This is a genomic window from Acidobacteriota bacterium (assembly GCA_035471785.1).
GTDB lineage: Bacteria > Acidobacteriota > UBA6911 > RPQK01 > DATIPO01 > JANQFM01.
Genome location: DATIPQ010000005.1, coordinates 116,498 through 141,409 on the forward strand (window position 1 = coordinate 116,498; position 24,912 = coordinate 141,409).

17 protein-coding genes are annotated in these 24,912 nt (G+C 62.2%); 11 read left to right on the forward strand and 6 right to left on the reverse strand.

What is annotated here, in order from left to right; genetic code table 11:
* The first annotated feature begins 9 nt into the window (after positions 1–9).
* Complete coding sequence (locus VLU25_00835; protein HSR66460.1) at positions 10–2,127, forward strand: DNA gyrase/topoisomerase IV subunit A; 2,118 nt, start codon at positions 10–12, stop codon at positions 2,125–2,127.
* Here VLU25_00835 and VLU25_00840 read toward each other — a convergent pair.
* Positions 2,124–3,014, reverse strand: a complete 891-nt coding sequence (locus VLU25_00840; GenBank protein ID HSR66461.1) for a mechanosensitive ion channel domain-containing protein — start codon at positions 3,012–3,014, stop codon at positions 2,124–2,126. The two genes, VLU25_00835 and VLU25_00840, sit on opposite strands and share 4 nt — an antisense overlap.
* 285 nt (positions 3,015–3,299) lie before the next feature.
* Here VLU25_00840 and VLU25_00845 point away from each other — a divergent pair, with 285 nt between their 5' ends.
* The 5 genes from VLU25_00845 to sppA all read left to right on the forward strand — a co-directional run bounded on the left by VLU25_00845 (position 3,300) and on the right by sppA (position 8,326).
* Positions 3,300–3,584, forward strand: a complete 285-nt coding sequence (locus tag VLU25_00845; protein HSR66462.1) for a hypothetical protein — start codon at positions 3,300–3,302, stop codon at positions 3,582–3,584.
* A gap of 62 nt (positions 3,585–3,646) precedes the next feature.
* Positions 3,647–5,014, forward strand: coding sequence for a sigma-54 dependent transcriptional regulator (locus VLU25_00850; GenBank protein HSR66463.1), 1,368 nt, complete (start codon positions 3,647–3,649; stop codon positions 5,012–5,014).
* A 211-nt stretch (positions 5,015–5,225) separates the two neighbouring features.
* Positions 5,226–5,678 carry a ferritin-like domain-containing protein gene (locus tag VLU25_00855; protein HSR66464.1) on the forward strand — a complete coding sequence of 151 codons (453 nt, stop codon included), beginning with the start codon at positions 5,226–5,228 and terminating at the stop codon, positions 5,676–5,678.
* Positions 5,679–5,969: 291 nt separating this feature from the next.
* Positions 5,970–6,431 carry an MgtC/SapB family protein gene (locus VLU25_00860; GenBank protein HSR66465.1) on the forward strand — a complete coding sequence of 154 codons (462 nt, stop codon included), beginning with the start codon at positions 5,970–5,972 and terminating at the stop codon, positions 6,429–6,431.
* 104 nt (positions 6,432–6,535) lie between these two features.
* Positions 6,536–8,326, forward strand: coding sequence for a signal peptide peptidase SppA (gene sppA / locus VLU25_00865; protein HSR66466.1), 1,791 nt, complete (start codon positions 6,536–6,538; stop codon positions 8,324–8,326).
* Positions 8,327–8,393: 67 nt separating this feature from the next.
* Here sppA and VLU25_00870 read toward each other — a convergent pair whose 3' ends face one another.
* A complete protein-coding gene (locus tag VLU25_00870; GenBank protein ID HSR66467.1) occupies positions 8,394–9,452 on the reverse strand; it encodes a YihY/virulence factor BrkB family protein in 1,059 nt (352 codons plus the stop codon).
* 288 nt (positions 9,453–9,740) lie between these two features.
* Here VLU25_00870 and VLU25_00875 point away from each other — a divergent pair, with 288 nt between their 5' ends.
* Both VLU25_00875 and VLU25_00880 read left to right on the forward strand, forming a co-directional pair.
* The gene (locus VLU25_00875; GenBank protein ID HSR66468.1) at positions 9,741–13,775 is read left to right on the forward strand and encodes a PAS domain S-box protein; all 4,035 of its coding nucleotides are present in this window, start codon (positions 9,741–9,743) and stop codon (positions 13,773–13,775) included.
* A 52-nt stretch (positions 13,776–13,827) separates the two neighbouring features.
* On the forward strand, positions 13,828–14,787 hold the full coding sequence (locus VLU25_00880) for a M28 family peptidase (protein HSR66469.1): 960 nt from the start codon (positions 13,828–13,830) through the stop codon (positions 14,785–14,787).
* Between the two features lie 216 nt (positions 14,788–15,003).
* Here VLU25_00880 and VLU25_00885 read toward each other — a convergent pair whose 3' ends face one another.
* Positions 15,004–16,371 (reverse strand): aminotransferase class V-fold PLP-dependent enzyme, encoded by a 1,368-nt coding sequence (locus tag VLU25_00885; GenBank protein ID HSR66470.1) that lies wholly within the window; start codon positions 16,369–16,371, stop codon positions 15,004–15,006.
* A 160-nt stretch (positions 16,372–16,531) separates the two neighbouring features.
* On the opposite strand from VLU25_00885, the gene VLU25_00890 reads away from it, so the two are divergent.
* Complete coding sequence (locus VLU25_00890) at positions 16,532–17,188, forward strand: peroxiredoxin (protein HSR66471.1); 657 nt, start codon at positions 16,532–16,534, stop codon at positions 17,186–17,188.
* Between the two features lie 88 nt (positions 17,189–17,276).
* Here VLU25_00890 and VLU25_00895 read toward each other — a convergent pair whose 3' ends face one another.
* Together VLU25_00895 and VLU25_00900 are read right to left on the reverse strand one after the other, a co-directional pair.
* Positions 17,277–18,458, reverse strand: a complete 1,182-nt coding sequence (locus VLU25_00895) for an acetyl-CoA C-acyltransferase (GenBank protein ID HSR66472.1) — start codon at positions 18,456–18,458, stop codon at positions 17,277–17,279.
* Positions 18,459–18,485: 27 nt separating this feature from the next.
* Positions 18,486–20,888: a 3-hydroxyacyl-CoA dehydrogenase/enoyl-CoA hydratase family protein gene (locus tag VLU25_00900; GenBank protein HSR66473.1), complete on the reverse strand. Its 2,403-nt coding sequence runs from the start codon at positions 20,886–20,888 to the stop codon at positions 18,486–18,488.
* A gap of 268 nt (positions 20,889–21,156) precedes the next feature.
* On the opposite strand from VLU25_00900, the gene VLU25_00905 reads away from it, so the two are divergent.
* Complete coding sequence (locus VLU25_00905) at positions 21,157–22,062, forward strand: phosphatase PAP2 family protein (GenBank protein ID HSR66474.1); 906 nt, start codon at positions 21,157–21,159, stop codon at positions 22,060–22,062.
* Between the two features lie 578 nt (positions 22,063–22,640).
* Positions 22,641–24,584 (forward strand): aconitate hydratase, encoded by a 1,944-nt coding sequence (locus VLU25_00910; GenBank protein HSR66475.1) that lies wholly within the window; start codon positions 22,641–22,643, stop codon positions 24,582–24,584.
* A gap of 1 nt (position 24,585) precedes the next feature.
* Here VLU25_00910 and VLU25_00915 read toward each other — a convergent pair whose 3' ends face one another.
* The gene (locus tag VLU25_00915; protein HSR66476.1) at positions 24,586–24,813 is read right to left on the reverse strand and encodes a methyltransferase; all 228 of its coding nucleotides are present in this window, start codon (positions 24,811–24,813) and stop codon (positions 24,586–24,588) included.
* Between the last annotated feature and the right edge of the window lie 99 nt (positions 24,814–24,912).

Here is a 24,912-nt window from a genome sequence, read left to right on the forward strand (position 1 = left end):
ATCCCGTCCATGGCCAAGAAAAAACAGACCCAGCCCGTTCCCGAGTTGCCCCAGCCGCGGGAGGACTTGCGCGTCCCCGAGACCTACGAGGGCTACTTTCTGCAGTACGCCTCCTACGTCATCACCGACCGCGCCATTCCCGATCTGGCCGACGGACTCAAGCCGGTTCAGCGGCGCATTCTCCATTCCCTCTTCGAGAACGAAGACGGACGCTACAACAAGGTGGCCAATATCGTGGGTCACTGCATGAAGTATCACCCCCATGGCGACGCTTCCATCTACGCGGCCCTGGTGGGAATGGGGCAGCGCGGATTGCTCATCGACACTCAAGGCAACTGGGGCGATCCGGTGACCAACGATCCCGCCGCCGCCGCCCGCTACATCGAAGCCCGCCTGACCCCCTTCGCCAAGGAAGTGGTCTTCGCGCCCCATCTCACCGACTACCAGCGCTCTTATGACGGACGCAACAAGGAGCCCGTGTGCCTTCCCGTGCGCTTTCCGCTGCTTCTGGCCAGCGGGACCGAAGGCATCGCCGTAGGACTCTCGACCCGCATCCTGCCCCACAACTTCATCGAACTGCTGGAAGCCCAGAAGGCCTGCCTGCGCGGCCAGGATTTCCAGGTCTTTCCCGACTTCCCCACCGGCGGCCTGGCCGACGTGTCGGCCTACCAGGACGGAGCTCCCGGTTCCCGCGTACGGGTCAGAGCCCGCATGGAGGAAGGCCCCGGAAAAGCCATCGTCATCCGCGAGATCCCCTACGGAACCACCACCGAAGCTTTGATCGACTCCATCCTGGCGGCCAACGACAAGGGCAAGATCAAAGTCTCCAAGGTGGATGACAATACCGCCGCTGATGTCGAGATCGTGGTTACTTTCCAGCGCGGATATGACATGGACAAGGCCATCGACGCGCTCTACGCCTTCACCGAATGCGAAACCGCGCTGACCTCCTACTGCAACGTCATTTTCGAAGGCAAGCCGCGCACCATGACGGTTTCGGAGATGCTGACCGAGAACGCCGAGCGGACGCGGGCCTTGCTGCGCCGCGACCTGGACGTACAGCGGGAACGGCTGGAGGTGCGATGGCACCACAAGAGCCTGGTGCAGATCTTCGTCGAAAACCGCATCTACCTGCGCATCGAAAAGTGCAAGACCTGGGAGTCGGTGCTGGAAGAGATCGACAAGGGACTGGAACCCCACAGGGACAAGCTTCGGCGCCAAGTCACCCGCGATGACCTGGAGATGCTTACCGAGGTCAAGATCCGGCGTATCAGCGCCTGGGACGCCGAAAAGGCCCGCGAAGAGTTGCTGGCCATCGACGAGGAACTCGAGCAGGTCAAGAAGCACCTGCGCAACGTGACCCAATACACGATCGACTACTTCGATCACCTGCTGGAGAAATACGGTCAGGGACGGGAGCGCAAGACCGCGCTGGAGAGTTTCGAGACCGTTCAGGCGGTGGAAGTCGTAGAGCGGTTGGAAAAACTCTATGTCGACCGCAAGGGCGGATTCATCGGAACCGACATGAAAGGCCAGGAGGAGGTGGGGCCCTGCGCCAACCTCGACGACGTGATGGCGGTGCTCGAAGACGGCTCGCTGATCATCTCCAAGGTTGCGGCCAGGAAATACGTGGGCGAAAGCATCCTTCACGTACAGGTTTTCACGCCTGAAGACAAGGACAAGGTGTTCAACATGGTCTACTTCGACCCCAAGTCGGGCAACACCTACCTGAAGCGCTTCACCACTGGAGGCGTCACCCGCGACCGGGTCTACCCTCTGGGCAAGAGCAAGAAATCCCAGGTGCTCTTCTTCGCGCCTGCCGAAGAGAGCCGCTACCTCTTCATCAAGCTGAAGAAGAAGCCCCGCATCAAGACCGAACTCTACGAAGATTTCGAAGAATACCTGGTCAAGGGCCGAGGAGCCGCCGGCAACATCGTCACCAAGCACGCTCCCCTGCGCGCCGAGGCCATCACCGAGCGCATCTACTGCAACCGCACGGGCGCCGATCCCGAGGAGTTGGCCGAACTCACCGAAGAAGAGGACGCTTCTCAGGACGGCGACGAGGAATCCCCCGCCAAACCGCCCTCAAAGGACCAAAAGAAGCTCTTCGACGATGATGGTGACTAGGCCTGCTGGGGCTGATCGGCGATCACTTCACGCAGGGGCTTGAGTCCGTCCGAAGTGCGGATATGCAGGTCCCTCTGCGGAAAGGGAATCTCGATGTCGGCTTGGCGGAAAGCCTCGTCGATGGCGAAGTTGAGGTCGCTGGTAATGCGGAAATGACCGCTGGGCTGATCGGTCCAGGCGTGCAATTGAAAGTTGAGCGAGGAATCGCCGAATTCGGCGAATCGCACTTGCGGTTGAGGTTGCGCCAGCACCTCCTCGTTCTGCTCGGCCACCTCCAGCAGGATGTCCTTGACCTGGGACGTATCGCTGCCGTAAGCCACGCCGACCGGGACGCGCAGGCGCACCCGTTCGTCGCGGTGCGACCAGTTGATGACGGCGTCGTCGGTCAAGTCGGAATTGGGGACGATGACCGCGATGTTGTCGTTGGTGAGCACGCGGGTCACGCGGAAGTTGATGGAATCGACGCGGCCGCGCACGTCGTCCTCAGTGGTGATGTAGTCGTTGACTCTGACAGGGCGCTCCAGCAGCAGCACCAGGCCGGATACAAAGTCGGCCACCACGTCCTGCAGGCCGAATCCGATGCCGATGCCGAGAGTACCGGCGACCACCATCAGGGCGGTCAGTTCGATTCCCAGGGCCTGAAGTCCGACCATCAACCCCACCACCCAGACCACGTACTGGGACAAACGGGCCAGGGTATAGCGGGGTCCTTCGTCGATCTTGGAGAAGCGTCTTCGGATCAGTCCCTTGACGAAGCTGCCCAGGAAGACGGTCAAGACCAGAGTCAACAGGAAGACGGCCAGTCCGCCCACGGTGATCTGGTTGCCGCTGACTGTGAAGAGTTGGAAGTTGCCCACCGATTGAATCGACTGAATCCATTCTTGCATGAAGGAAGTTCCTTTCTATTTTCAACCCGGAAGCGGCCGCACAGAGCCATTCTACGCAACACCGGTGCCAGGTCTGGCAGGCTATTAGGCGCCATTTTTCCGCCGTCCCGGCGCCAGGGTGGGGTGGATTTCTCTAGGGAAGGTTTCCCTAGTTCCTCTCTGATCTGAAGGCGGCCTGGGGCAGGCCTGCCTTGCAAGAGTGGAACGTGCCTTGCTTTCTTGAAGAAAGCGACGGTTGCTCTCTGCCTCGGGGAATCCTGTTGCGGAGGCGCCCACGGAGGGACCATGGACCGAGTCAGCGAATACATCAGAGCGAAAAATGCCCGCCTGGATGAATGGGAGGAAGACATCGCCCGCATGAAGAAGGAGGCAGGCGAGGAGGGAGTCGAGCGGCGCGTTCGAGCTCAGATCGACTCCTTGGAACGGCGAGAACGAGCCGTTCGCGACATGGTCGAGTCCTTGAGAGAAGTCAGTGACGAAGAGGTCAAGGCTGTGAGATCCGGAGTCGAACAAGCCTGGAGCCAGCTTCGTGAATCCTTGCAGGAGGCCTCTCGCACCCTTTCCGATTAGCCTCTCCGCCATCTCGGGAGGCTGTTTATTCAAGACGCGCTCAGTCCGGTATAGTACGCTCGATGGCCAAACTTCGAGTCTTGATCGCCGAGCCTGAAAACTCGTTGGCGCACGAGTTGGAGAAAAAGATCGGAATGTGGGGCTACTCCGTGCGCGCAGTCGATTCGTCACAAGCCTTGGAGAAGGCCCTGCAAGCTTTTTCACCCGACATCGTGATGATTCGCCGCCAGTTTTCGGGCTGGCCACCTGGAAGATTGATCGAGGAGGCAGGCTCGGGGCTGCAGAAGCGCCGGTCGGTGGTGGTCCTGACCGAGGAGGACCATATCGATGACGCCGTGGAAACCGTCAAAGCCGGGGCCGCCGACTACGTCGTGCTTCCGGTCGATTGGGACCCCTTGCGCGATCAGTTGGAGCGGGTGGGCAAGGAAATCGAGTTGCGCCAATCGGTGGCTCGTCTCGCTTCCAAACTGGGACCGCAGACCCTCTTCGGACCTTTCGTGGGCGCCAGCAAGGCCATGCGCGAGGTCTACGACTTGGTCAAGGTCCTGGCCGCCAACGACACCTCGGTGCTCATCACGGGAGAGAGCGGGACGGGAAAAGAACTGGTGGCTCAGACCATTCACAAGATGAGCGCCCGCAGCGAAGGGCCATTGATCACCATCAATTGCGCAGCCTTCCCGCGGGATCTGATCGAGAGTCAGATTTTCGGTCACGTGAAAGGAGCCTTCACGGGAGCCAACGAATCCCGGGCCGGCTGTTTCGAGATGGCTGACGGAGGCATTCTCTTCCTCGACGAGATTGCTGAGATGCCGACATCCCTTCAGCCCAAGCTCCTGCGGGTGCTGGAGACAGGGCGCGTCCGCAGGCTGGGGGGCAAGAAGGAGAAGAGCTTCGACGTGCGGCTCCTGGCCGCCACCAACCGTCCCGTCAAGAAAGTGCTCAAAGAGGGTCGTCTGCGCGAAGACCTCTTTTTCCGCATCAATGTCTTCAACGTCCATCTCCCTCCGCTTCGCAGGCGCAAAGGCGATATCGCGCTGCTGGCTCAGTTCTTCGTCCAGGGCTTCAACCGCAAACACGGCTTCCAGGTCGAAGGACTCGACGGCGACACCTTGCGCCGCTTGAAGCATCATGACTGGCCCGGCAACGTCAGGGAGCTGAAAAACGTCGTCGAAAGAGCCGTGGTCATGACCCGCCGCGGATTCATCCAGCCGTCACAACTCCCGCCCGCCTTGCGCGGAGCGCTCTCCTCCGGTCGGGACGAGAGCGAAGATGCGGCGGTCATTCCGGTGGGAACTACGCTGGCCGACGCAGAAAAGGAGGTCCTGCGCAAGACCTTGGCCAAGACGGGCGGCAACAAGAGCGAGACCGCCCGCATCTTGCAGGTCGACGTCAAGACCGTCCGCAGCAAGATCAAGAAATACGGCCTCTAGCGGCTCGTCATGGTGGAATTCCTGGCTAGGGAATCTCGCCCCCGTTCGGGGTCCCGCTCGAAGCTCCGCCGCCATCTCCCCTCCCTGAGCCGCACCTCACGGGCCCCCCGCGGCTAATCGCCCTAACGGGAGCTGTTTGGCATCGTCTTTGCATTTCTCTTGGTTGAAGGAAAATAAACATCTTAAAGGGAGATCAACAGCTATGACGACTATGACCAAGACCCCAGAGAGAACCCAAACCGCCACCCAGGCCAACCTGCGACCCCTGATCGACGGCCTCAATGAAGCCCTCAACCGCGAGGTGACGACTTTCTTGCGCTACATGCTGCAGGCATCCGTTTTGAAGGGAGTGGAATGGGCGCCTTTGCGCAGCCTCTATGAAGAGGAGGTCAGCGACGAAAGGGGCCACGCCCAGTACTTGGCCAACAAAATCGTCATGCTGGGCAGCAAGCCTCGACTTGACGTCGACGTCGCCGAAGTCAAGACTGATCCTCGTGCCATGATCGAATTCGACATCGAGCAGGAGCAGGAGGACGTCAAGGGCTACAAAAGGCTGGCCAAGTTGGCCGAGGAGTTAGGCTTTATCGAACTTCAACTCAAAATGGAAGACCTGGCCGCCGACGAGTCGCGCCACGCCGAAGAACTGCAGCGGCTGCTGGGATGACCGCTTCCACCCCCATCTGACCTGGGAGGGCGTTTGGCAACATTCATACGAGCACAACAACCTGGCCGGCGGCGGCCGCCTCCCGTGCGGCCCCCGCGGCCTGAGCCTCCCGAGGAGCCGCCGGAACCTCCCGGCTCTCCTCCGCGTAAGCCCCCGATAAAGAATCCCCCGGGGCCGCCCTCGCCCGGACATCCTCCGGGCGGGGACCGCCCCCCCATCAAGGAGCCTCCCGTTCAAGGGTGAATGAGGGGCATAGGCAGATCCTAACCTTGGTCTGCGGGCGAAACGATTATGGACTTTTCCAAGTTCCTGGTAGCGCCCGATTTGGAGCATGTGATTCAGATCGGGCTTGCTTACATTCTGGCTCTTCCGATCGGCTGGGACCGCGAAGAATCGGCTCGCGGAGTCGGCCTGCGCACCTTTCCCCTGGTGGCAGTGGCCAGTTGCGCCTTTGTCATTATCGGACAGGTGGCCTTGCAGGGCGGCGACGCCCAAGACAAGATCTTGGCCGGTTTGATGACCGGCATCGGCTTCATCGGAGGCGGTGCCATTCTGCGCAACGACAACAGCGTCGCCGGCACTTCCACCGCCGCCAGCATTTGGATCACGGGTGCCATCGGGGCTGCGGTGGCCTGGCATCTCTATCCCATCGCCGTCTTGCTGACGGCTCTCGATTTCCTGACGCTGCGCTATTTCGGCGGATTGAAGCAGAATATCGGGGAAAATGCCGAAGAAGAGCATGAGAGCAAATAGGAACGGTTCTCTCGTCAGGAGCGTTCAAGGCGAATAGAAGCCGCCCCGCTTCGTAGTAGAATAGCGCTTTGGAAATAATGTCCCTCGTCGCTTAGGAGAATGACATGAAGGACTTCTTGAAGAGTTTCTTCGCTACTTTGGCCGCGCTGGCGATCGTTGCCGGCGGAGCATTTTTTCTCTTGATGATCCTCATTGCCGCCGCTTCGTCGGGCGATGCGCCCAGCGTGCCCTCCAAGGCGGTCCTGGTGCTGGACTTGACCAAACCCATCTCGGACAAGCCTTACGTGGAAGATCCGGAACAGGTTTTCCGCCAAGCGCTGACGGGCGGGTCGCCACTTGAGTCGGTATCTCTGAAGACCATTCTGGACGCCTTGGATTCGGCGGCCGACGACGACCGCATCAAGGCCGTACTGGTTCGGGGACCGGCAGCCAGTCCGGGCTGGCTCTCGGGATGGGCCGCCCTCAAGGAGGTGCGCGAGGGATTGGAGCGCTTCAAGGAATCCGGCAAGGAAGTCCTGGCCTACGGGCGCATCTACAGCGAAGCCGACTACTATGTAGCCTCGGTTGCCAATTCCATCCAGATTCACCCGCTGGGGGGGCTGGAAATGAACGGGCTGGCCTCCGAACGCATGTTCTATGCCCGCGCCATGCAGAAGTACGGCGTGGAAATGCAGATTCTGCGGGTGGGCAAGTACAAGGCGGCCGTCGAGCCCTACATGCTGGAAAAGATGAGCCCCGAGAACCGGCGTCAGACCGAATTGCTGCTGGCGGACCTCTTCAATCCCTTTCTGGAGGGCGTAGCCGTCTCGCGCGGAATCGAGGTAGAGCGCCTCAACTCGCTGGCCGACGGAAAAGCCCTCTTCAAGGCTCAGGAAGCCGTGGAGTGCGGCCTGGCCGATGAAGTGACCCATTTCGATGCCGTCCGAAAGCACCTGCAGGACCTGACCGACACGGCGGACGAAGACAGCTTCGCCCACATCAGCATCTCCGATTATGCCGAGGCCGCGGTGACCCGGAGGGGAAGCGGCAATGACTACATCGCCGTGGTCTATGCTGAAGGCGAGATCGTGGACGGCGCCAGCAAGACTCAAGTGGGCGGCGACTCCCTGGCCAAGCTGCTGCGGCAGGCACGCGAGGATGAAGACGTCAAAGCCGTCGTCCTGCGCGTCAACAGTCCGGGAGGCAGCGCCATGGCATCCGAGGTCATTCAGCGCGAGACCCTTCTCATCAAGGAGGCCGGCAAACCCTTCGTGGTCTCCATGGGTACGGTGGCGGCTTCAGGCGGCTACTGGATTTCTGCTTACGCCGACGAGATCGTGGCCCAGCCCAATACCATCACCGGTTCCATCGGCGTCTTCGGCATGATTCCCAACGTGCAGAGGCTTTTCAACGATTTCGGCATTACTTTCGACACCGCCAAGACCAACCAGCATGCCGACTTGGGCAGCATTTTCCGACCGCTCAGCGAAGCCGAACGCGAAATACTGCAAGGATTCACCGATCAGGTTTACGACAAGTTCCTCAACAAGGTCGCCGAAGGCCGTAACATGACGGTGGAACAGGTTCACGAGATCGCTCAGGGCCGGGTCTGGTCAGGCCGGGAGGCCCAAAAGCTGGGCCTGGTCGACAGTCTGGGATCGTTGCAGGACGCGCTCGCCTCGGCCGCCCAGCGGGCGGAGCTGGGAGACCAGTACCGCCTGCGCTTCTACCAGAGGAAGAAAGACTTCGCCGAAACCTTGATGGAACTGCTTAGCGACCGGGAAGAAGACATCGCCACCCGGGGGCCCCTGGAATCTCAACTGGGCCGCGTCTACTCGGCGATTGAGAGGCTGCGCCATTTCAACGACCCCAACAACGTTTACGCCCGCCTCGAATTCGATCTTTCCATCCGCTGAGGAAAGCCTCTCTCAAAAGCCTCCGGGACCCCAGGCGGGTCCTTGAAGAGGCCGCCCGGATTTGCCCTCAGTCTTCGGCCTCGGGGTGAAGGACGGCTTGGCTGCGGGCCTCCTGCCGGTGCTGCACCACCACCGAAAGGCTGGCGCCGATCAAAATCACCAGCCAGGCGATGAAGATCCAGATAACCAGCAGCGCGACCGCCGCCAGTCCTCCGTAGATCTTGTTGTAATAATCGGTGGCCGCAGCCACCCAGGAGGTGTAAACGGAAAAACACCATCGGGCTACTTGAAGAGTGGTTGCCGTAAAGACCGCGGCGGCCAGGGCGGGAACAGCTTTCACGGAGCGGTCGGGCACCATCTTGTAGAGCAGATAAAGGATGCCCACGGTCAGGGCGTAAAGAATCAAACTCAGGACCGTTCCCCACCATCCCAGCGGAACCAAGCCCTTGAGGAAGAGGCCGCGCGAGGCGGCCACTCCCGCCGCCGCCAGCAGTGCCGGTCCCAGCACCAGGAACATCACGTAGACGGTGATTCGCCGCAGGATCGGGCGTCGCACCTTGATTCGCCAGACCTTGTTGAGAGCCGATTCCACGCTGGAAAACAGCGCCATGCTGGCCAATATGAGGCCCACGATGCTGCCGACGCCAAGCGCTCTGACCTCGATTTCACGGATCGACTCGGTCACGCGCGGCACCGTGTCGGCGGCCAAGTACTGAGTCAAGAAAGGTCGCAGCGTGTCGAAGAGGCTCTCCAAGCCGCCTACATACTCGAAGACCACGAATCCGAAGGCGATCAGCGGCAGAATGGAGAGGATGGTGATGTAGGAAAGGGAAGAGGCCATCATGGAAAGCTGCATTTTGGTGCAATGCCGATAGGTGGAAACGGCAATCCGGCGCAACTGATGCAGTTGCTCTCCGACTTCCTCCCTTAAGGTAAGCGGGCTTTCCTCCTCCTCTGCTTGCTCGTCGGCTCCTCCGCCTGGTCCCTCCTGCCGACGCTCTTCGACGTCTTCAGCGGCGACTTCCTTTTCGGCGGCACGTTCCTCGGCCGGTTGCTCCGGTCCTTCGGCTGGCGATTGTTGAGGGCTCTCAGCCGAGAGGTTTGATGCCTTGGGTACTCCGTTCATGGCGACACCTGGCTTTTCAGGCTGATCCTAACACACTCGACCTGAGATCGAATCGCCAAGGTGGCTGTCAATGCCATGAAATTTTCCCCTTTCTCGTTTTCACTTGGTAGGATCGACTTAGTGAAGAGCAAGGGTATCGGAGCGCCCAAAGGAGGACTTTGGGTCGCTCTCTTAGGAATCTTATTTTTGGGGGTCGCGCAGAGACCTCTCGAGGGGGGCGAGGGGGAGCTGTCTCAAACCTGGCGGTGGACTCGCTTTGGAGTCGAAAGCGGACTGCCTTCCGAGTCGATGGCTTCCCTGGTCGAGGGCGACGACGGCGTGCTCTGGGCCTTGGCTGACAGAGGCTTGGTCTACTACGACGACTTTGTTTGGAAGGCGGTCGAGGGCCTCGGACCCAAGTCCGGCAATTTGCCCCGAAGCATCGCTCCCGCCGCCGGCAGCGGGGTGCTGCTGGTCCAGGACGGTCAGCTTTTCCGCGTCGACCGCAGCGGTGCCGAGTATCTGGAGATCCTTTACGGCGACGCCGCTCTTGACGTCCTCTCAGCCGCCGCCTTGCCGTCTAACCGCATCCTGATCGCCGGGAGGGAAGGCTTTTTTCTGCTCGAAGAAGGCAGCCTCTCGCCGGTCGGGGCCTTGCCCGGCGGCGAACCCGGCAGGCGCTTGGCGGTGCGCAGCCACAGCGGTCGGGTTTGGGCCCTCGCCCAAGAGGGGCTGTTCCAACTGCAGGGACACGAGTGGCGCAAGGTGATTTCACGTCCTGTTTGCGCCGTCACCGACGACTTGAGCGGCGACCGCACCTTGGCTATGGGTTGCAGCCAGGGGCAGATTTGGACGTGGACGCGGATGGACCGTTCGCCGCGCCGCCTGGAGACGGAAGACAGAATCCCGCTGGCGGTCGATGTCTCGCCCCGGGGCGAGATTTTCGTCTCCTACAACGACGGGGGGTTGGGGATTTTCGACGGCCAAGCGTGGAGCCGGATCGACCCCGCCCCGGATGACCTTGTCAATCCGCGCTTCATGACCTTCCAGCGCAGCGGCAACCTCTGGATCGGTTCGCCCCAGGGATTGTCTTTGTGCCGCCTCTCCTCTGATCGCTGGACCAACTGGATGGATGAGGCGCCCGAGTATGACGGCAACATCAATGCCCTGTTGGTCGATGGCCAGGGCAATACCTGGATCGGAGGTTCACGCGGCTTGGCGGTGCAGCGCTCGACGGGCCGGGCGGAGGCTTTTCAGGAAGCCTTGGGACGCAGGCTGGGGAGCGTTACGGCCTTGGCGGAAGATTCCCGGGGCGGGATCTGGGTCGGTTCAGGAAGCGCTTTCTCCGGCGCCTTCCGCTACAGCCAGGCTGGCTGGGACCACTTCGGGCCCCAGCAGGGACTGGCCGCACCTCGGGTGCATCGGATCGTCCCCGACCAGCGAGGCGCCCTGTGGTTTCTAGGCCTGGGCTCCACCATCGGCGATGACGACCCGGGCGCCTTTCGCTGGGACGGTTCCCGATTCACCCGCTGGGACAAAGAGGCCGGCTTGGTCGACAACCGGGTCTACGCCTTCGCCGAAGGACCCGACGGCGCCTTCTGGTTCGCCACCGGAGGGGGCATCAGCCGCTTCCTCGGCGGCGCCTGGAGGCATTGGACGGCTCGGGACGGCTTGCGCTCGTCCTCGGTGTTCACACTCACCGTGACGGCCCGCGGACGCGTCTGGTTCGGTCACCGGCAAGCGTTGGGGTTGGGCTATCTGGATCAACAGGGGCGCCCTCGCTATCTGGGCAGCGGGCAAGGCTTGGTCGACGATCGCGTGTGGGAGGTGGCCGAGGACGGTGACGGCGCCCTCTGGATCGCCACGGAAGGCGGACTCAGCCGCCTCAAGGAGGGCCAGTTTTCGAACTTTGCCAAGTCCCATGGCCTGCTCAACCCGCATATCTGGCCTCTGCTGCCTCTTCAGGATCGCCTCTTGATGGGAACCCGCAACGGAGTCGTGACGCTGAGCTTGACCGAGGCCTCCAGTCCGGCGCCGCGCGTCTTTCTGGCAGAGCCAGTCCTCAGTTCGGAGAAGTTTTTCTTCCGCTGGATGGCCTTTTCCTATCGGGGCGAGATGCCTGCCGCCTCGATCCAGACCCGCTATCGCCTGGATGGAGGGCAATGGTCGCAGTGGTCGCTGCTCCGCGAGGTGGAGTTCAGCGCCCTCAGCGCGGGCTCTCACAGTCTCGAAGTGCAGTCCAAGAGCCTCTTCGGCAACCTCAGCGACGCCGACATGGCCTCCCTCAGCTTCAACGTGGCTCCGCCTTTCTATCGCCATCCTCTGGTGTTGATGCTGGCCGCGGTGTGGATCTTCAGTCTGGCTGGACTGGCTCTCCATCATCACCGCATGGTGATGCGCCGGGAAGAGCATTTTCGCTCCCTGATCGAGAACGCTCAAGAATCGATCACCATCCTCGACCAGGAAGGACGCATCCAATACCAAAGCCCCGCCGTCAAACCGCTGTTGGGACTCTCGGCCGAGGGATTGACGGGGACCTCCTACTTCGACCTCCTCCATCCCGAGGACGTGAAGGAGGTGCGCAGTCGCCTGGCGCCCGTTTGGCAAACCCTTGCCCCACTTCACACCCTCAAAGCCCGTTTCCGCCACCATGACGGTTCCTGGCGCTGGCTGGAAGCCTCGGTCCACTCCATCGAAGTGGACGAAAAGCAGCCCCATCTGGTCATCAACGCCGTCGATGTAACGGCCCGAGATCAAGCGGAGAAGGCCCTCCGCAACGAAAAAGAGCGCTTCCGCCGCCTCTTCGACGGCGCCCTGACGGGGAACTTCGTGATCGATAGGCAGGGAAGGATCCTGGCCTGCAACCCTGCTTTTGCCCGCCTTTTCGGCTTCTCATCCGTCGAGGACTCCCAACGCCGCAACTTCTTCGACCTGATGGAGGACCGGCGGGGCAAGAGCCGGTTCATACGTCCTTTGAAGGAGGAGGGAGAGGTGCGCGAACGCATCCTGCGCATGGTGCACCAGGACGGACACATTCTGGATGTGCTCACCAGCGCCTTTGCCGTCCGCGACGCCGAGGGCGGCATCGTGGAAATCCAGGGCCACATGTTGGACGACAGCGAGCGCCGCGAAATCGAGCTGCAATTGCTGCAAGCCCAAAAGATGGAGAGCATCGGGGCACTGGCCGGAGGCATCGCCCACGACTTCAACAACCTCATCTCGGTCATCAACGGCTACAGCGACATGGTGCTGACCAAGCTCGATGCCGACACGCCCTTTCGCGAGTTCGTCGAGCAGATCAAGAAAGCCGGCGACCGGGCCTCGCTTCTCACCAATCAGATTCTGGCCTTCAGCCGCCGCCAGGTGCTGCAGAGCCAATTGATCGATCTCAACGTCACGCTGGAAGACATCGGCAGCCTGATCCGCCGCCTCATCGGGGAAAACATCGAGCTGTCGACCCGCTTCTCGGACCAAGCCGGCTGCATCAAGATCGATGCCGGGCAGTTGGAGCAAATCGTCATGAACCTGGTGGTCAACGCCCGCGACGCCATGCCCGGCGGCGGACGCCTGACCCTGCAAAGCTCGCGGACCCCACTCGAGCGGGCTCGGGCCGAAGCCCTGGGAATCGAGCCGGGAGAGTATGCCCAACTGACCGTCTCAGACACCGGAATCGGAATGGACGAGGCGACCCAGCAACGGATTTTCGAGCCCTTCTTCACCACCAAGGAATTGGAAAAGGGAACCGGGCTGGGCCTTTCCACCGTTTACGCCATCGTGCGCCAGAACGGAGGCGCCATCTACCTGGAGAGCGTCCTGGGCAAGGGCACGACCTTTACGGTCCTCTTGCCCCGCGTCCGTTCTTCAGAGCATCCCTCGCCTCAGAAAGAGCGCGCCCAAGAGCCTCCTGGAACCGACCATATCCGCAAGGTCACCGATCTGCATCCGGCTCAGAACGGCACCGTCAGCCGCAACGGGCGATCGCCCACGGTCTTGCTGGTCGAAGACGACACCGCGGTGCGCGACCTGTCGGGACAGATCCTGCTGGCGGGCGGCTACCGCGTCCTCACCGCCAAGGACGGCCATCACGCCATCAAGGTCTCCCAGGACTTTCAGGAGCCCATCGACCTTCTGGTCACCGACGTCATCATGCCCGGCATGAACGGGTACGAGTTGGGAAGGCGGCTGTCCCGCCACCGGGTGGGCGTCAAGGTCCTTTATCTGAGCGGCTACACCGATGACGTGCTGGACCAACTTGATCCGCACAAGCCGGGAATCAACTTCATGCAGAAGCCCTTTACTCCGGACGCGCTGCTGCAGAAGGTCTCCAAGCTGCTGAGCGCCTGAGCAGTGATAGACTTGAGGCGTGTTTTTCCGCCTCTGGCCGCTTTGGATGCTCATGAATGGCGCGCCCCAAGACCAGTCCGCTTCAGCCGTGTTCCAGGGGGAACGGGCCCTGCAGTACGTGGCCGTCCAGATGGAATTCGGCCCCCGTCCCACCGGCAGCGAGGCGCTGCGGCAGAGCGGCGACTACATCTTGCAGGAATTGGAGCGGCTGGGCTGGAGGACCTCCCAACACGCCTTCCAACTGGAAAACGCTGACCCCCCTGTTCCCGTCCGCAATCTGGTGGCTGAACTGGGGGAGGGCCCAGACCCCGCCATTCTGCTGGCGGCCCACTATGATACGCGCCTGCTGGCCGACGAAGACCCCGACCCCCATCTGCGAAACCAACCGGTTCCGGGAGCCAATGACGGGGGCAGCGGCGTCGGGGTGCTGCTGGAACTGGCCCGCGTCCTGGGACAGCATCACCGCCTCTACCGGCCCCTCCGCCTGGTCTTCTTCGACGCCGAAGACAACGGACGGCTGCAACCCTTCTCGGGACACGGCGACCCCAGATACAACGGGTGGATCCTGGGATCTCAACGATATGCCGCCGACGCCGATTTGAGCCAGATCGAACTGATGATCCTGGTCGACCTGGTGGGCGATCTGAACCAGAGCCTTCCGCGGGAACGCTTTTCTCAGGACGGCGCCCCCCAGCTTGCCCGGGAAGTGTGGGACCTGGCCCTGGAGATGGGCTACGGCCGCCAGTTCGTCCGCTTCATCCGCACGGGCATCATCGACGACCATCTTCCCTTTCTTGATCGCGGCATCCCCGCCGTCGACATCATCGATCTCGACTATCCCCACTGGCACACCACGGGCGACACGCTTGACAAGGTCAGCGCCGAGAGCCTGCAACGGGTGGGCCGCCTGCTGCAGGAGTTCCTCATCCGCCGCGGAGCCGTCGACCGCGCCCCCCTGATCAGGGACCGTCCGCTGCGCGCCAGCCCCCCACGCCGCAAGCCGCGAAACTAGGCCACTAGGTGGCCAACAAATTCACACACGGGTCAAGTTTCAGCGACCGCGGTGAAGGCCCAATTGCTCTCGGCGGTATGGGTCGCTCGCTACCACTAGCAAGGGCACTTCGCTGCCCTCGCTCTACCCTGATTGCACCCCTTCGGCTTCTTTCGAACTTCGATCTCGCTCCTCGAACCCGGCAAGGCCCTGGCTCAGAATCTTTGACCTAAGGGCTCACAGCGCTTTGCTGATGAGGTCCCAAAGGGCCTCGGCATGTTGAGGCCGCTGGTGGATTTGGCCGAAGGAGACGCGGATGATGTAGCGGCCGTCCAAGCGGGTGTGGGTGAGAAGCGCCTGGCCGGTGGCGTTGACCGCTTCCAGCAGACCCTGGGTGGACTCGTCGTCTTCGAGATGGAAGCAGACGGTCTGCAGACGCGGCTCACGCAGCAGTTGAGTGCGCGGATGGGTCCGGACCTGCCGGGCGAACCACTGCGTCATTTCCAGGTGTCGACGGAGAAGGGCGCGCAATCCCTCCACCCCGTAGCAGCGAATGACCATCCACAGCTTGAGGGAGCGGAAGCGGCGTCCCAACTGCAAGCTCCAGTCGCGGAAGTTCTCGGCGGCCCGGTCGTAGCCGGTCTTGAGGTACTCGGGCTGAATGGCCAGGGCTTGTTTCAGGCTGTGGGGATCCCTGCAGAAGAAGGCCGTGCAGTCGAAGTTGGTGAAGAGCCACTTGTGGGGATTGAAGACGTAGGAATCGGACTCTTCCACGCCCTCCATCAGCCATCTCATTTCGGGCAGGATGGCGGCTGAGCCGGCCAGGGCGGCGTCCACATGCAGCCACACCTGGTGGCGGCGGCAGATCTCGGCGATGGCGGGGACGGGGTCGACGGCCGTAGAGGAGGTGGTACCCACGGTGGCGATGACGCAGACGGGAATGCGCCCGGTTTGGCGGTCTCGCCGCAAGGCCTCCTCCAGGGCCTGGGGCTGCATTGCATATTCCTCGTCCACCGGCAGAGCCCGCAGGTTCCGGTCGCCGATGCCGGCGATGCGCACCGCCTTGATGGCCGAGGAATGAGTCTGCTCAGTGGCGTAGACGGTCATGGACGGTTGTCCCGAGCCTCCGCTTTGGTTGAGAGGAGCCAGCTTTTCGCGGGCCGCCAGCAAAGCGCACAGGGTGGCCGTGGAGGCCGTATCCTGAATGCATCCCGGCCAGTCCAGGCCGATCATCTGGCCCAGCCACTCCATCATGCGGATTTCCAATTCGGTGGAGGCCGGGCAAGTGGCCCAACTCATGCCGTTGACGCCCAATCCGGCCGAGAGCAAATCGCCCAGAATTCCGGGTCCGCTGTGGCTGCAAGGGAAGTATCCGAAAAATCGGGGATCGTTCCAGTGAGTGGAATGGGGCAGGACCAGACGTTTAAAGTCTTTTACCACCTGTTCCGCCTCCTGGCCCTGCCGGGGAGGGTGCTGGGGCAGCAAGCCCAGAAGTTCTCCCGGCGCGGTCTCAGGAGAAACGGGGCCCGGGTAACCATTTTCCATGTAGTCGGCGATCCAGTCGATGATCTGGTAGCCGGCTTGGCGAAACTCGTCAGATTTCATAATTGGCGTCCCTTGGTGTTTTGATCAACCGGGATGAGAGAGGTATGATAACTCGACCACACGACGAGAGGCATCGAATCCCCCGCCGCCGCTGGAGGGCGAACCGCTACTCCCCCAAACCGCCCCGATGGCGGCTTCGAATATCCAATGGAGGAAAATGATGAGCTTGAGAATTAACGACATAGCGCCGGATTTCACGGCCGAGACGACCGAAGGAACCGTCCACTTTCACCAATGGATCGGAGACGGCTGGGCCATTCTCTTTTCCCACCCCAAAGATTTTACCCCCGTCTGTACCACGGAACTCGGTGCCGTGGCCGCTCTCAAAGGGGAGTTCGAAAAGCGCAACTGCAAAGTGATGGGTATCAGCGTCGATGGCGTCGGCGACCATGTCGCCTGGTCTAAGGACATCGAAGCCTCCCAAGGCCACGCCCTCAACTATCCGCTGGTGGGAGATCCCACTCTGGAGATCGTCAAGCTCTACGATATGCTGCCGGCTGACAGCGGAGACAGGGCCAAGGGCCGCACCGCCGTGGACAACGCCACCGCCCGCTCGGTCTTCGTGATCGGGCCCGACAAGAGGATCAAGGCCACCCTGACTTATCCGATGAGCACGGGACGCAATTTCGCCGAGATCTTGCGGCTGCTGGACTCCTGCCAGTTGACGGCCAAGGAGCAGGTGGCCACGCCGGCCAATTGGCAGCAGGGGCAGGATGTGATCATCGCCCCGGCCGTTTCCGACGAGCAGGCCAAAGCCAAGTACCCCGATGGCTGGAAGCAGCCCTTGCCCTACATCCGCATCGTTCCCCAGCCGTAGCTGCCGTCGCAACTTCCCACCAACCAATGGCCAACTCCCAAGGCTGCGAAAGCACGGCGCCAGTGCGGCCGTCTGGGAGTTGGGCCGCTCACATCGTCAAGTTCTCGAAAATGCCCGCCGCTCCCATTCCACCGCCTATGCACATGGTACAGAGGCCGTAACGGACCTTGCGTCGCTTCATCTCGTGGAGCAGAGTGGCGGTCAGCTTGGCGCCGGTGCAACCCAGCGGGTGGCCCAGCGCGATGGCGCCGCCGTTGACGTTAACGATGTCGGGATCGAGTCCGGCCTCGCGGATGACGGCCAGAGCCTGGGAGGCGAAGGCTTCGTTGAGTTCCACCAGGCCGATGTCGGAGAGCTTGAGTCCAGCCCGCTTGAGGGCCTTGGGGATGGCTTCCACAGGACCGATGCCCATGATCTCGGGCGCCACTCCGGCCACCGCAAAGCTGACCAGACGGGCCAAGGGCTTCAAGTCGAGTTCTTTCACCACCTCGCCTGAAAGCAGCGCCGAGGCCGCCGCTCCGTCCGACATCTGGGAGGCGTTGCCGGCCGTGACCGTTCCGCCTTGCTGAAAAGCAGGACGCAGGCGGGCCAGGGCCTCGGGACTGCTGTCGGCACGCGGGCCCTCGTCCACCTTGAACTCGATTTCCTGCTTGTGGCTGGCGCCGTTGCAATAGGCCACTTCCTCGATCTGCAGGGGAACGATCTCTTCCTGGAAACGGCCCTTTTCGATGGCGTCGATGGCCTTTTGATGGGAGGCCAGCGAAAAGGCGTCCTGGTCTTCGCGCCTCACCTTGTACTTGCGGGCCACGTTCTCGGCCGTGATCCCCATGCTGATGTAGACATCGGGGTCGGCCTCGGCCAGTCCGGGATCGGGCGAAAAGAAGTAGCCTGTCATGGGCACCATGCTCATCGATTCCGCGCCCCCGGCAATCACGACGTCGTTGCCGCCGGCCACGATCGACTGGTGGGCCATGGCGATGGTCTGCAGTCCCGAAGAACAGAAGCGGTTGACGGTGGCGGCAGGGACGGCGTCGGGCAGCCCGGCCTTTTGGGCGATGATGCGTCCCATGTTCATGCCCTGCTCTCCTTCAGGCATGGCGCAGCCCACCAGCACGTCGTCGACGCGGCCGGGCTCCAGTCCGGTGACCCGATCCAGCGCTGCCCGCAGGGCGGCGGCTCCCATCAGTTCGGGACGCGTGTTGCGCAGCTTTCCCCGCTTGGCCTTGCCTACTGCCGTGCGGACGCTGCTGACCAAGAATGCTTCTCTCATATTGTTCAACTCCGGTTCAATATCGGGCTAGTTCCTCAACGGTTTGCCGGTCTTGAGCAGGTGTTCGATACGCTGCTGGGTTTTCTTCTGGCCCAGAAGCGAGAGGAAGATTTCGCGCTCCAGTTCGAGCAGGTAGTCCTCATGCACGTGGGAAGGCCCGCTCAGCTCGCCTCCGCAGAGAATGTGAGACAGGCGCTCGGCCAGGTAAACGTCGTACTCGCTGGCGTATCCGGCCTGCTGCATGCTGCGGGCGGCGATTTCCAGAAAGGCTTTGCCTTGACGTCCCAGCACGTAGATGGCGGTGCGCACGGGCGGCGGAGCGTAGCCTTGGCGGGAAAGCCTCAGCACTTCCTGCTTGGCCACGTAGATGCGCCGCGCCGCGTTCATGACGACCCTGCTGGAAGGGAGCAGGTAGCCCAACTCGACAGCCTCCTGCGCGCTGGTGGCCACCTTGGCCGTGCCGATGGCCTCGAAGGCTTTTTGCAGAAAAGGCTGTACCTGGTTGGGAAACTCGTTGGCCGCGGACTCGGCCGCGCGGGCCGCCATGTGAGTGGATCCGCTGCCGGCCGGGATCAGCCCCACGCCCAATTCCACCAGGCCGATGTAGGATTCGGTGGGCGCCACCACCTGGGCGCTACCCATGGCGATCTCGCAAGCGCCCCCCAGCACCCGCTGGTGCAGGGCCGTGACAACCGGCTTGGAGGCGTAGCGGATGCGCTGGACAGTGGCTTGAAACCCGTTGACAGCTTGCACGATGAGGTCGAATCGGCCGTCCTGGGCGGCCAGCGCCGCTTCGCCCAGATTGGCCCCCACGGAGAAGTTGTTGCCCTCGTTTCCGATGACCATGCCGTGGTAGTCGCCGTTCTCGACGATCTCGATGGCCTGCTGGATCCCCTGCATGACCTGGGTGCCCAGGGTGTTGGCCTTGGAACGGAATTCGTAAAGCAGCACTCCCTGGCCCAGATCGAGCAGGGCGGCTTCATCGTTCTTCCAGACCTCGCGCTCTTCTTCGGCCTTGATAAAGTTGAGCTGGATCTCGTCCTCGGGGGGAGTGTCGGGCTGATAGCCGCGGCCCGGAAGGTAAACGGTGCGCCGCCGGCCGCGGCCCTGGTAGAAGGACTCGGCTCCAGCCTTTTCCATCTCGCCGATCCAAGCGGGCAGTTGCAGCCCCCGTTGCCGCATGTCTTGCAGGACTTGCTCGAAGCCCAGCGCGTCCCAAAACTGGAAGGGTCCTTTCTCCCAGGCGAAGCCCCACCGCACGGCCCGGTCCACGTCGGCCGGGTTGTCGGAAATCTCCGGCACCCGGCGGGCCGCGTAGGCCATCACGTCGAGGATGGAATCGCGGAAGAATTCCCCCGCCCGTCCCTGATCCCGATAAAGTGCGCGCAAGCGTTCATCGAGGTTGGAGATCTTCTTCAGCCCATCCAGATCGCCCAGGTCCATCTCGGCGGGTGGCGTATATTCCAGGGTCTGGAAATCGACGGAGAGGATATCTTCGCCGACCTTCTGGTAAAAACCCTTCTTGGTCTTGGCTCCCAGGGCTCCGGAGTCGACCAGCTTGCGCACTTTGTCGGGAATCTTGAAGGCCTCGCGGCTCTCATCTTCGGGAACCGCCTCATAGAGGTTCTCGCTGACATAGACCATGGTGTCCAGGCCCACCACGTCGGCGGTGCGGAAAGTAGCGCTCTTGGGCCGTCCCGTCAGCGGACCCGTGAGGGTGTCGATCTCCTCGATGGTGTAGCCTTCGTCAGTGGTTCCGCGGATCGAGCGGTTCATGGCGTAAACGCCGATGCGGTTGCCGATGAAATTGGGCCTGTCTTTGGCGATCACCACGCCTTTGCCCAGGTGGACGCGGGCGAACCATTTCATGCGTTCGACCAAGCCGGGATCGGTTTTGGGCGTGGGGATCAGTTCGAAAAGCCGCAGGTAGCGGGGTGGATTGAAGAAATGCGTCCCCATGAAGCGCTTCTTGAAATCGTCCGAGCGGTCCTGGGCGATCTGGTGGATGGGCAGTCCCGAGGTATTGGTGGTGATGACGGCATCGGGCGCCGCATGCCGCTCGACGCGCTGCATGACCTGGCGCTTGATGTCCATCTTCTCGATGACCGCCTCCAGCACCCAGTCGGCTTGGCCGATTCGTTCGAAGTCGTCCTCGAAATTGCCCACTTCGATCCGCCGCGCCGTCTTGTCGGTGACGAAAGGAGCCGGCCTCATCTTCTGGGCCTTCTTGAAGGCGGCCTCCACGACTGAATTGTTGGGGCCGTCCTGGGGGGCTACGTCCAGCAGCAAGACCTGCAGTCCGGCGTTGGCCAGATGGGCTGCGATCTGGGAACCCATCACGCCGGCGCCCAGCACGGCCGCGCGGCGGAAGGGCCTATGACTTTCAACTCGAATCAGTTCTTTGCGTTCGTCTAGTTTCTGACTTTCCATCAAGTCACACTGTACCATTAACCGGAAATCGAACCCACTGGCCTCTCTCCGCTCAGGAAACGACACCGGAAGACCGCGGCAAACCCAGTTCGATGCCCGACAGAAAAGGCAGATCCTTGGGCGAGCAGAGCAGCCGGGCCTTGAGCCGGATGGTGCGGTAGGCGGCAAAGCCTCCAACAAGGACATTCCGTATTTCCGGAGTCTGAGCGGGGCAGCTTCTGTCTATAATGTCGGCGCGCAGAGTCTTCGGGCATCTAGAGTTCAATCTATGGATTTCACCTACGACTGGTCGCTGCCGACGCTGCTGGCCCTGGCTTACGTGGCGGTTCACGCCTGCTTCCTCCTGGCGGCCCGTCACCCTCCCCCTCAGCGCGGCCGGTGGTTGGCTGCCGACCTGTTGCTGGCGGCGGGTCTGAGCGGGCTGCTCTGGTACGGTTACGGAACATCACCCGGCGGACGCCCCCTGCATCCCTTCCTGCGCCTATGGGGCCCGGTGATCTTCTACTGGTGGGCCTACACCTGGGCGGGACGGGTCCTCTTCGTCTTCCATGCTTCTCACAGGAGTTGGGACGGCGCCCTGATCAGGTGGGAAGGGCGCCTTTTAGGGCAGCCCAGCCTGTGGATGGCCCGCTATGGCGGACGTCCGGGCGTGGAGATCATGCAGATCTCCTACGCCTCTTACTACCTCTACACTCCGGTCATTGGCGCGGCCCTCCACCTGCGCGGACGCTTCGAGGCCTTCGAGGCGATGAGTTTCGCGGTGCTTTTGGGGTACCTGGTTTCTTATTCCTGCTACTCCCTCATGCCTGTCTGGGGGCCGCGCTGGGGACTGGTCAAAGAGGGACTGCTGGAGGAGCGGAACCAGCTCATGCGCGGCTATGCGGTGACGGCGGCCCTCAACCGCCTGATGTACGGGGGCTTGGCCCACAAGGGCGGCGCCATGCCCAGCGGACACGCTTCAACGGCCGTCATCTTCGCCGTCTGGTGCGGACGTCTCTGGGGCTGGGAAGGGCTGGCGGCGGGATGGCTCATCGCTCTCGCCATGATGCTGGCCTCGATCTACGGCCGCTATCACTATGTTGCCGACGTGGCCGCCGGCGCCCTGCTGGGTTGGCTCTCCCTGCTCTGCGCCGACGCCCTCTTTCCTCATGCCGCGCTGGTTGCTGCATCCTAACTGAATTCGGATTAACCTCGGTATCCAGGGTTGCGCCCTTGCGTCGCTGCGCCTGCAGCGGGCTGCACCCGGGGCTGGCCAACGGCTTCCCTTCGCGGGATTCTCTGGAACCTCGCGTCCCGCCCCTCGCACTTGGCAAGACTCTGGCTCAAAACTCCTGATGTCCTGCACTAAGGGGACGGCAGGCCGCCGTAGACTTGCTCCATCAGATCCTTGAAAGGCTTTTCCCGGCGATAGGCGGCGAAGGCCGGCTCATGAGCCATGAAGAGGGAGCCGAAGTTTCCATGAGCGGAGTGTCGAAGCCCTGCGAATCAATGGGCCAGTCAGGAAGCGCTGTCTCGCCCTGGCGGATGACCCGCCCCACCCGGGGCAGCCGCTCCTCCTTCTCCTTCTATCCGCCTCTTGGTCTTCCAACGGCGTTCGCTGAGGCGGTCGCGAAGGAATGCGTTTCACTTGCCCGGATGCTAGCTCGCAGTACTCGGTCAGGTCGCCTGTCGAGACTTAACAAAGATAGGCGTGGTACGCTATTATTGGAGAATATAACTCAAATGAAATCAATAAGATAGAAAGACAGCCCCATGGCGTTGAACGTTTCGCGAAAGCTCATAGAGTCCCACCTCGTCGAGGGGGAGATGCGGCCCGGCGAGGAAATCGCCATCGAGATCGACCAGACTCTGACCCAGGACGCCACCGGCACCCTGGTGATGCTCGAGCTGGAGGCCATGGGGCTGGACCGGGTCAAGACAGAATTGTCGGCCCAGTACGTCGACCACAACCTCATTCAGGAAGATTTCAAGAACCCCGACGACCACCTCTTCCTGAGAAGCGCCTGCCAGCGGTTCGGGGTTTGGTACGGGCGTCCGGGCACGGGGGTCAGCCACCCCGTCCACATGGAGCGCTTCGGCAAGCCCGGCAAGAGCCTGATCGGCTCCGACTCCCATACTCCGGCGGCCGGTTCGCTGGGCATGCTGGCCATCGGCGCCGGCGGACTGGAAGTGGCCATGGCCATGGCGGGTCGCCCCTGCCACCTCAACATGCCCCAGATCTGGGGCGTCCGCCTGACGGGGCGACTGCCCGATTGGGTGAGCGCCAAGGACGTGATCCTGGAGATGCTGCGCCGCCACGACGTCGATGGCGCAGCAGGCTGCATCATCGAATACTACGGGCCGGGACTGGAGGCCCTCAGCGCCATGGACCGTCACGTGATCGCCAACATGGGCACCGAGTTGGGAGCCACCACCACTGTCTTCCCGGCCGACGGGCAGGTTCGGAGCTTCCTGCGCTCGCAGGGAAGAGAGGACGACTATCGCGAACTCGTCGCCGACCCGGAGGCCTCCTACGACCGCCACGAGGAGATCGACCTGTCCCAACTGGAGCCGCTGACCGCCAAGCCCTCCAGCCCCGGCAACGTGGTTCCCGTCAGCCAAGTGGCAGGACGCCCGGTTTACCAATGCTATATTGGTTCCTCGGCCAATCCTGGCTACCGCGACTTCGCCGTGGCCGCCGAAATCGTCAAGGGGCGACGCACCTCCGAGGAGGTCTCCTTCGACATCAACCCCACCTCTCGGCAGATTCTGGAGAACCTGGTACGTGACAGCCACATCCTCAGCCTGATCCAGGCCGGCGCACGCCTCCATCAAGCTGGCTGCAACGGATGCATCGGCATGGGACAGGCGCCCGCCACGGGCCAGATCAGCCTGCGCACCGTCCCCCGCAACTTCCCGGCCCGCTCGGGGACGGTGGAAGACGCCGTCTACCTGGTCAGCCCGGAAACCGCTGCCGCATCAGCGCTGACCGGCAAGATCACCGACCCCCGCACCCTCGACATGGACTATCCCCGGATAATCGAACCCGACCACCCCATCCTCCACACGGACGCTCTGGAAGCGCCCCTTCCCGAGTCCGAGGCGGCGGCGGTGGAGCTGCGCAAGGGACCCAATATCGCCTCCATTCCCGATCTCCAACCCGTCCCCGAAGAAATCCGCCTGCCGGTACTGCTCAAGGTTGCAGACGATGTCTCGACCGACGAGATCATGCCCGCGGGAAGCGAGGTGCTGCCTTTCCGCAGCAACATTCCCAAGATCAGCGAGTTCGTTTACCGTGATTTGGCCCCGGACTACGCTCGGAAGGCTCGGCAGAGGCGTGACGACTCCGGACATGCTGTGGTCGGAGGCGACAACTACGGTCAAGGCTCAAGCCGCGAGCACGCCGCTTTGGCTCCGCGCTACCTGGGATTGCGGCTGGTGCTGGCCAAGTCGTTCGCCCGCATTCACTGGCAGAACCTGGTCAACTTCGGCATCCTGCCCTTGAGTCTTGCATCGGAGGAGGCCTATGACTCCATCGGGCAGGGTGACCAACTGCGCCTCAGCCGCCTCCACTCCCAACTGCGAGAATCGCGCCGGGTGGAAGTCGAGAACCTTACCCAAGGCGACCGCATGCAAACCCGTCACGCTCTTTCACCCCGCCAGGTCGAGGTCCTGCTCGCAGGCGGATTGATTCCCTGGATGCGAGCCCACAAGTGAATCAGCCCGCTGTGCCCTGGGGCCACCAGGTGGCCAACAAGTTCACGCACGAATCAAGTTTGGCGCCCTCCTTACAGTGTTCCAAGTCGAGGACTGTGCCTCGGCTGGCCCGGTGAGCAGTCAGGATTGCCGCCATCAGCGAACCTTGTCCGCCGCCCAAGTCGATGACGTTCTCTTTGCCCGAGAAGTCGTAGGCCTGAGCGATGGCCGAGGCCACGTGGCGGGTCATTTCGCTTCAGCCGGTTCATGGTGGCGCCTTTCATGCACCACATCAACTCGACAAGGCCGTGCGAGCGGTCGGGTATCCACTCGCTGTAGGACCAGTCTG

Coding starts and splice junctions, on each gene's coding strand:
- VLU25_00835 (HSR66460.1), top strand. CDS start 10: ATGGCCAAGAAAAAACAGACCCAGCCCGTTCCCGAGTTGCCCCAGCCG.
- VLU25_00855 (HSR66464.1), top strand. CDS start 5,226: ATGACCAAGACCCCAGAGAGAACCCAAACCGCCACCCAGGCCAACCTG.
- VLU25_00840 (HSR66461.1), bottom strand. CDS start 3,014: ATGCAAGAATGGATTCAGTCGATTCAATCGGTGGGCAACTTCCAACTC.
- VLU25_00885 (HSR66470.1), bottom strand. CDS start 16,371: ATGAAATCTGACGAGTTTCGCCAAGCCGGCTACCAGATCATCGACTGG.
- VLU25_00850 (HSR66463.1), top strand. CDS start 3,647: ATGGCCAAACTTCGAGTCTTGATCGCCGAGCCTGAAAACTCGTTGGCG.
- VLU25_00860 (HSR66465.1), top strand. CDS start 5,970: ATGGACTTTTCCAAGTTCCTGGTAGCGCCCGATTTGGAGCATGTGATT.
- VLU25_00845 (HSR66462.1), top strand. CDS start 3,300: ATGGACCGAGTCAGCGAATACATCAGAGCGAAAAATGCCCGCCTGGAT.
- VLU25_00895 (HSR66472.1), bottom strand. CDS start 18,458: ATGAGAGAAGCATTCTTGGTCAGCAGCGTCCGCACGGCAGTAGGCAAG.
- VLU25_00905 (HSR66474.1), top strand. CDS start 21,157: ATGGATTTCACCTACGACTGGTCGCTGCCGACGCTGCTGGCCCTGGCT.
- VLU25_00910 (HSR66475.1), top strand. CDS start 22,641: ATGGCGTTGAACGTTTCGCGAAAGCTCATAGAGTCCCACCTCGTCGAG.
- VLU25_00900 (HSR66473.1), bottom strand. CDS start 20,888: ATGGAAAGTCAGAAACTAGACGAACGCAAAGAACTGATTCGAGTTGAA.
- VLU25_00915 (HSR66476.1), bottom strand. CDS start 24,813: ATGACCCGCCACGTGGCCTCGGCCATCGCTCAGGCCTACGACTTCTCG.
- VLU25_00890 (HSR66471.1), top strand. CDS start 16,532: ATGAGCTTGAGAATTAACGACATAGCGCCGGATTTCACGGCCGAGACG.
- VLU25_00870 (HSR66467.1), bottom strand. CDS start 9,452: ATGAACGGAGTACCCAAGGCATCAAACCTCTCGGCTGAGAGCCCTCAA.
- VLU25_00875 (HSR66468.1), top strand. CDS start 9,741: ATGGCTTCCCTGGTCGAGGGCGACGACGGCGTGCTCTGGGCCTTGGCT.
- VLU25_00880 (HSR66469.1), top strand. CDS start 13,828: ATGAATGGCGCGCCCCAAGACCAGTCCGCTTCAGCCGTGTTCCAGGGG.
- sppA (HSR66466.1), top strand. CDS start 6,536: ATGAAGGACTTCTTGAAGAGTTTCTTCGCTACTTTGGCCGCGCTGGCG.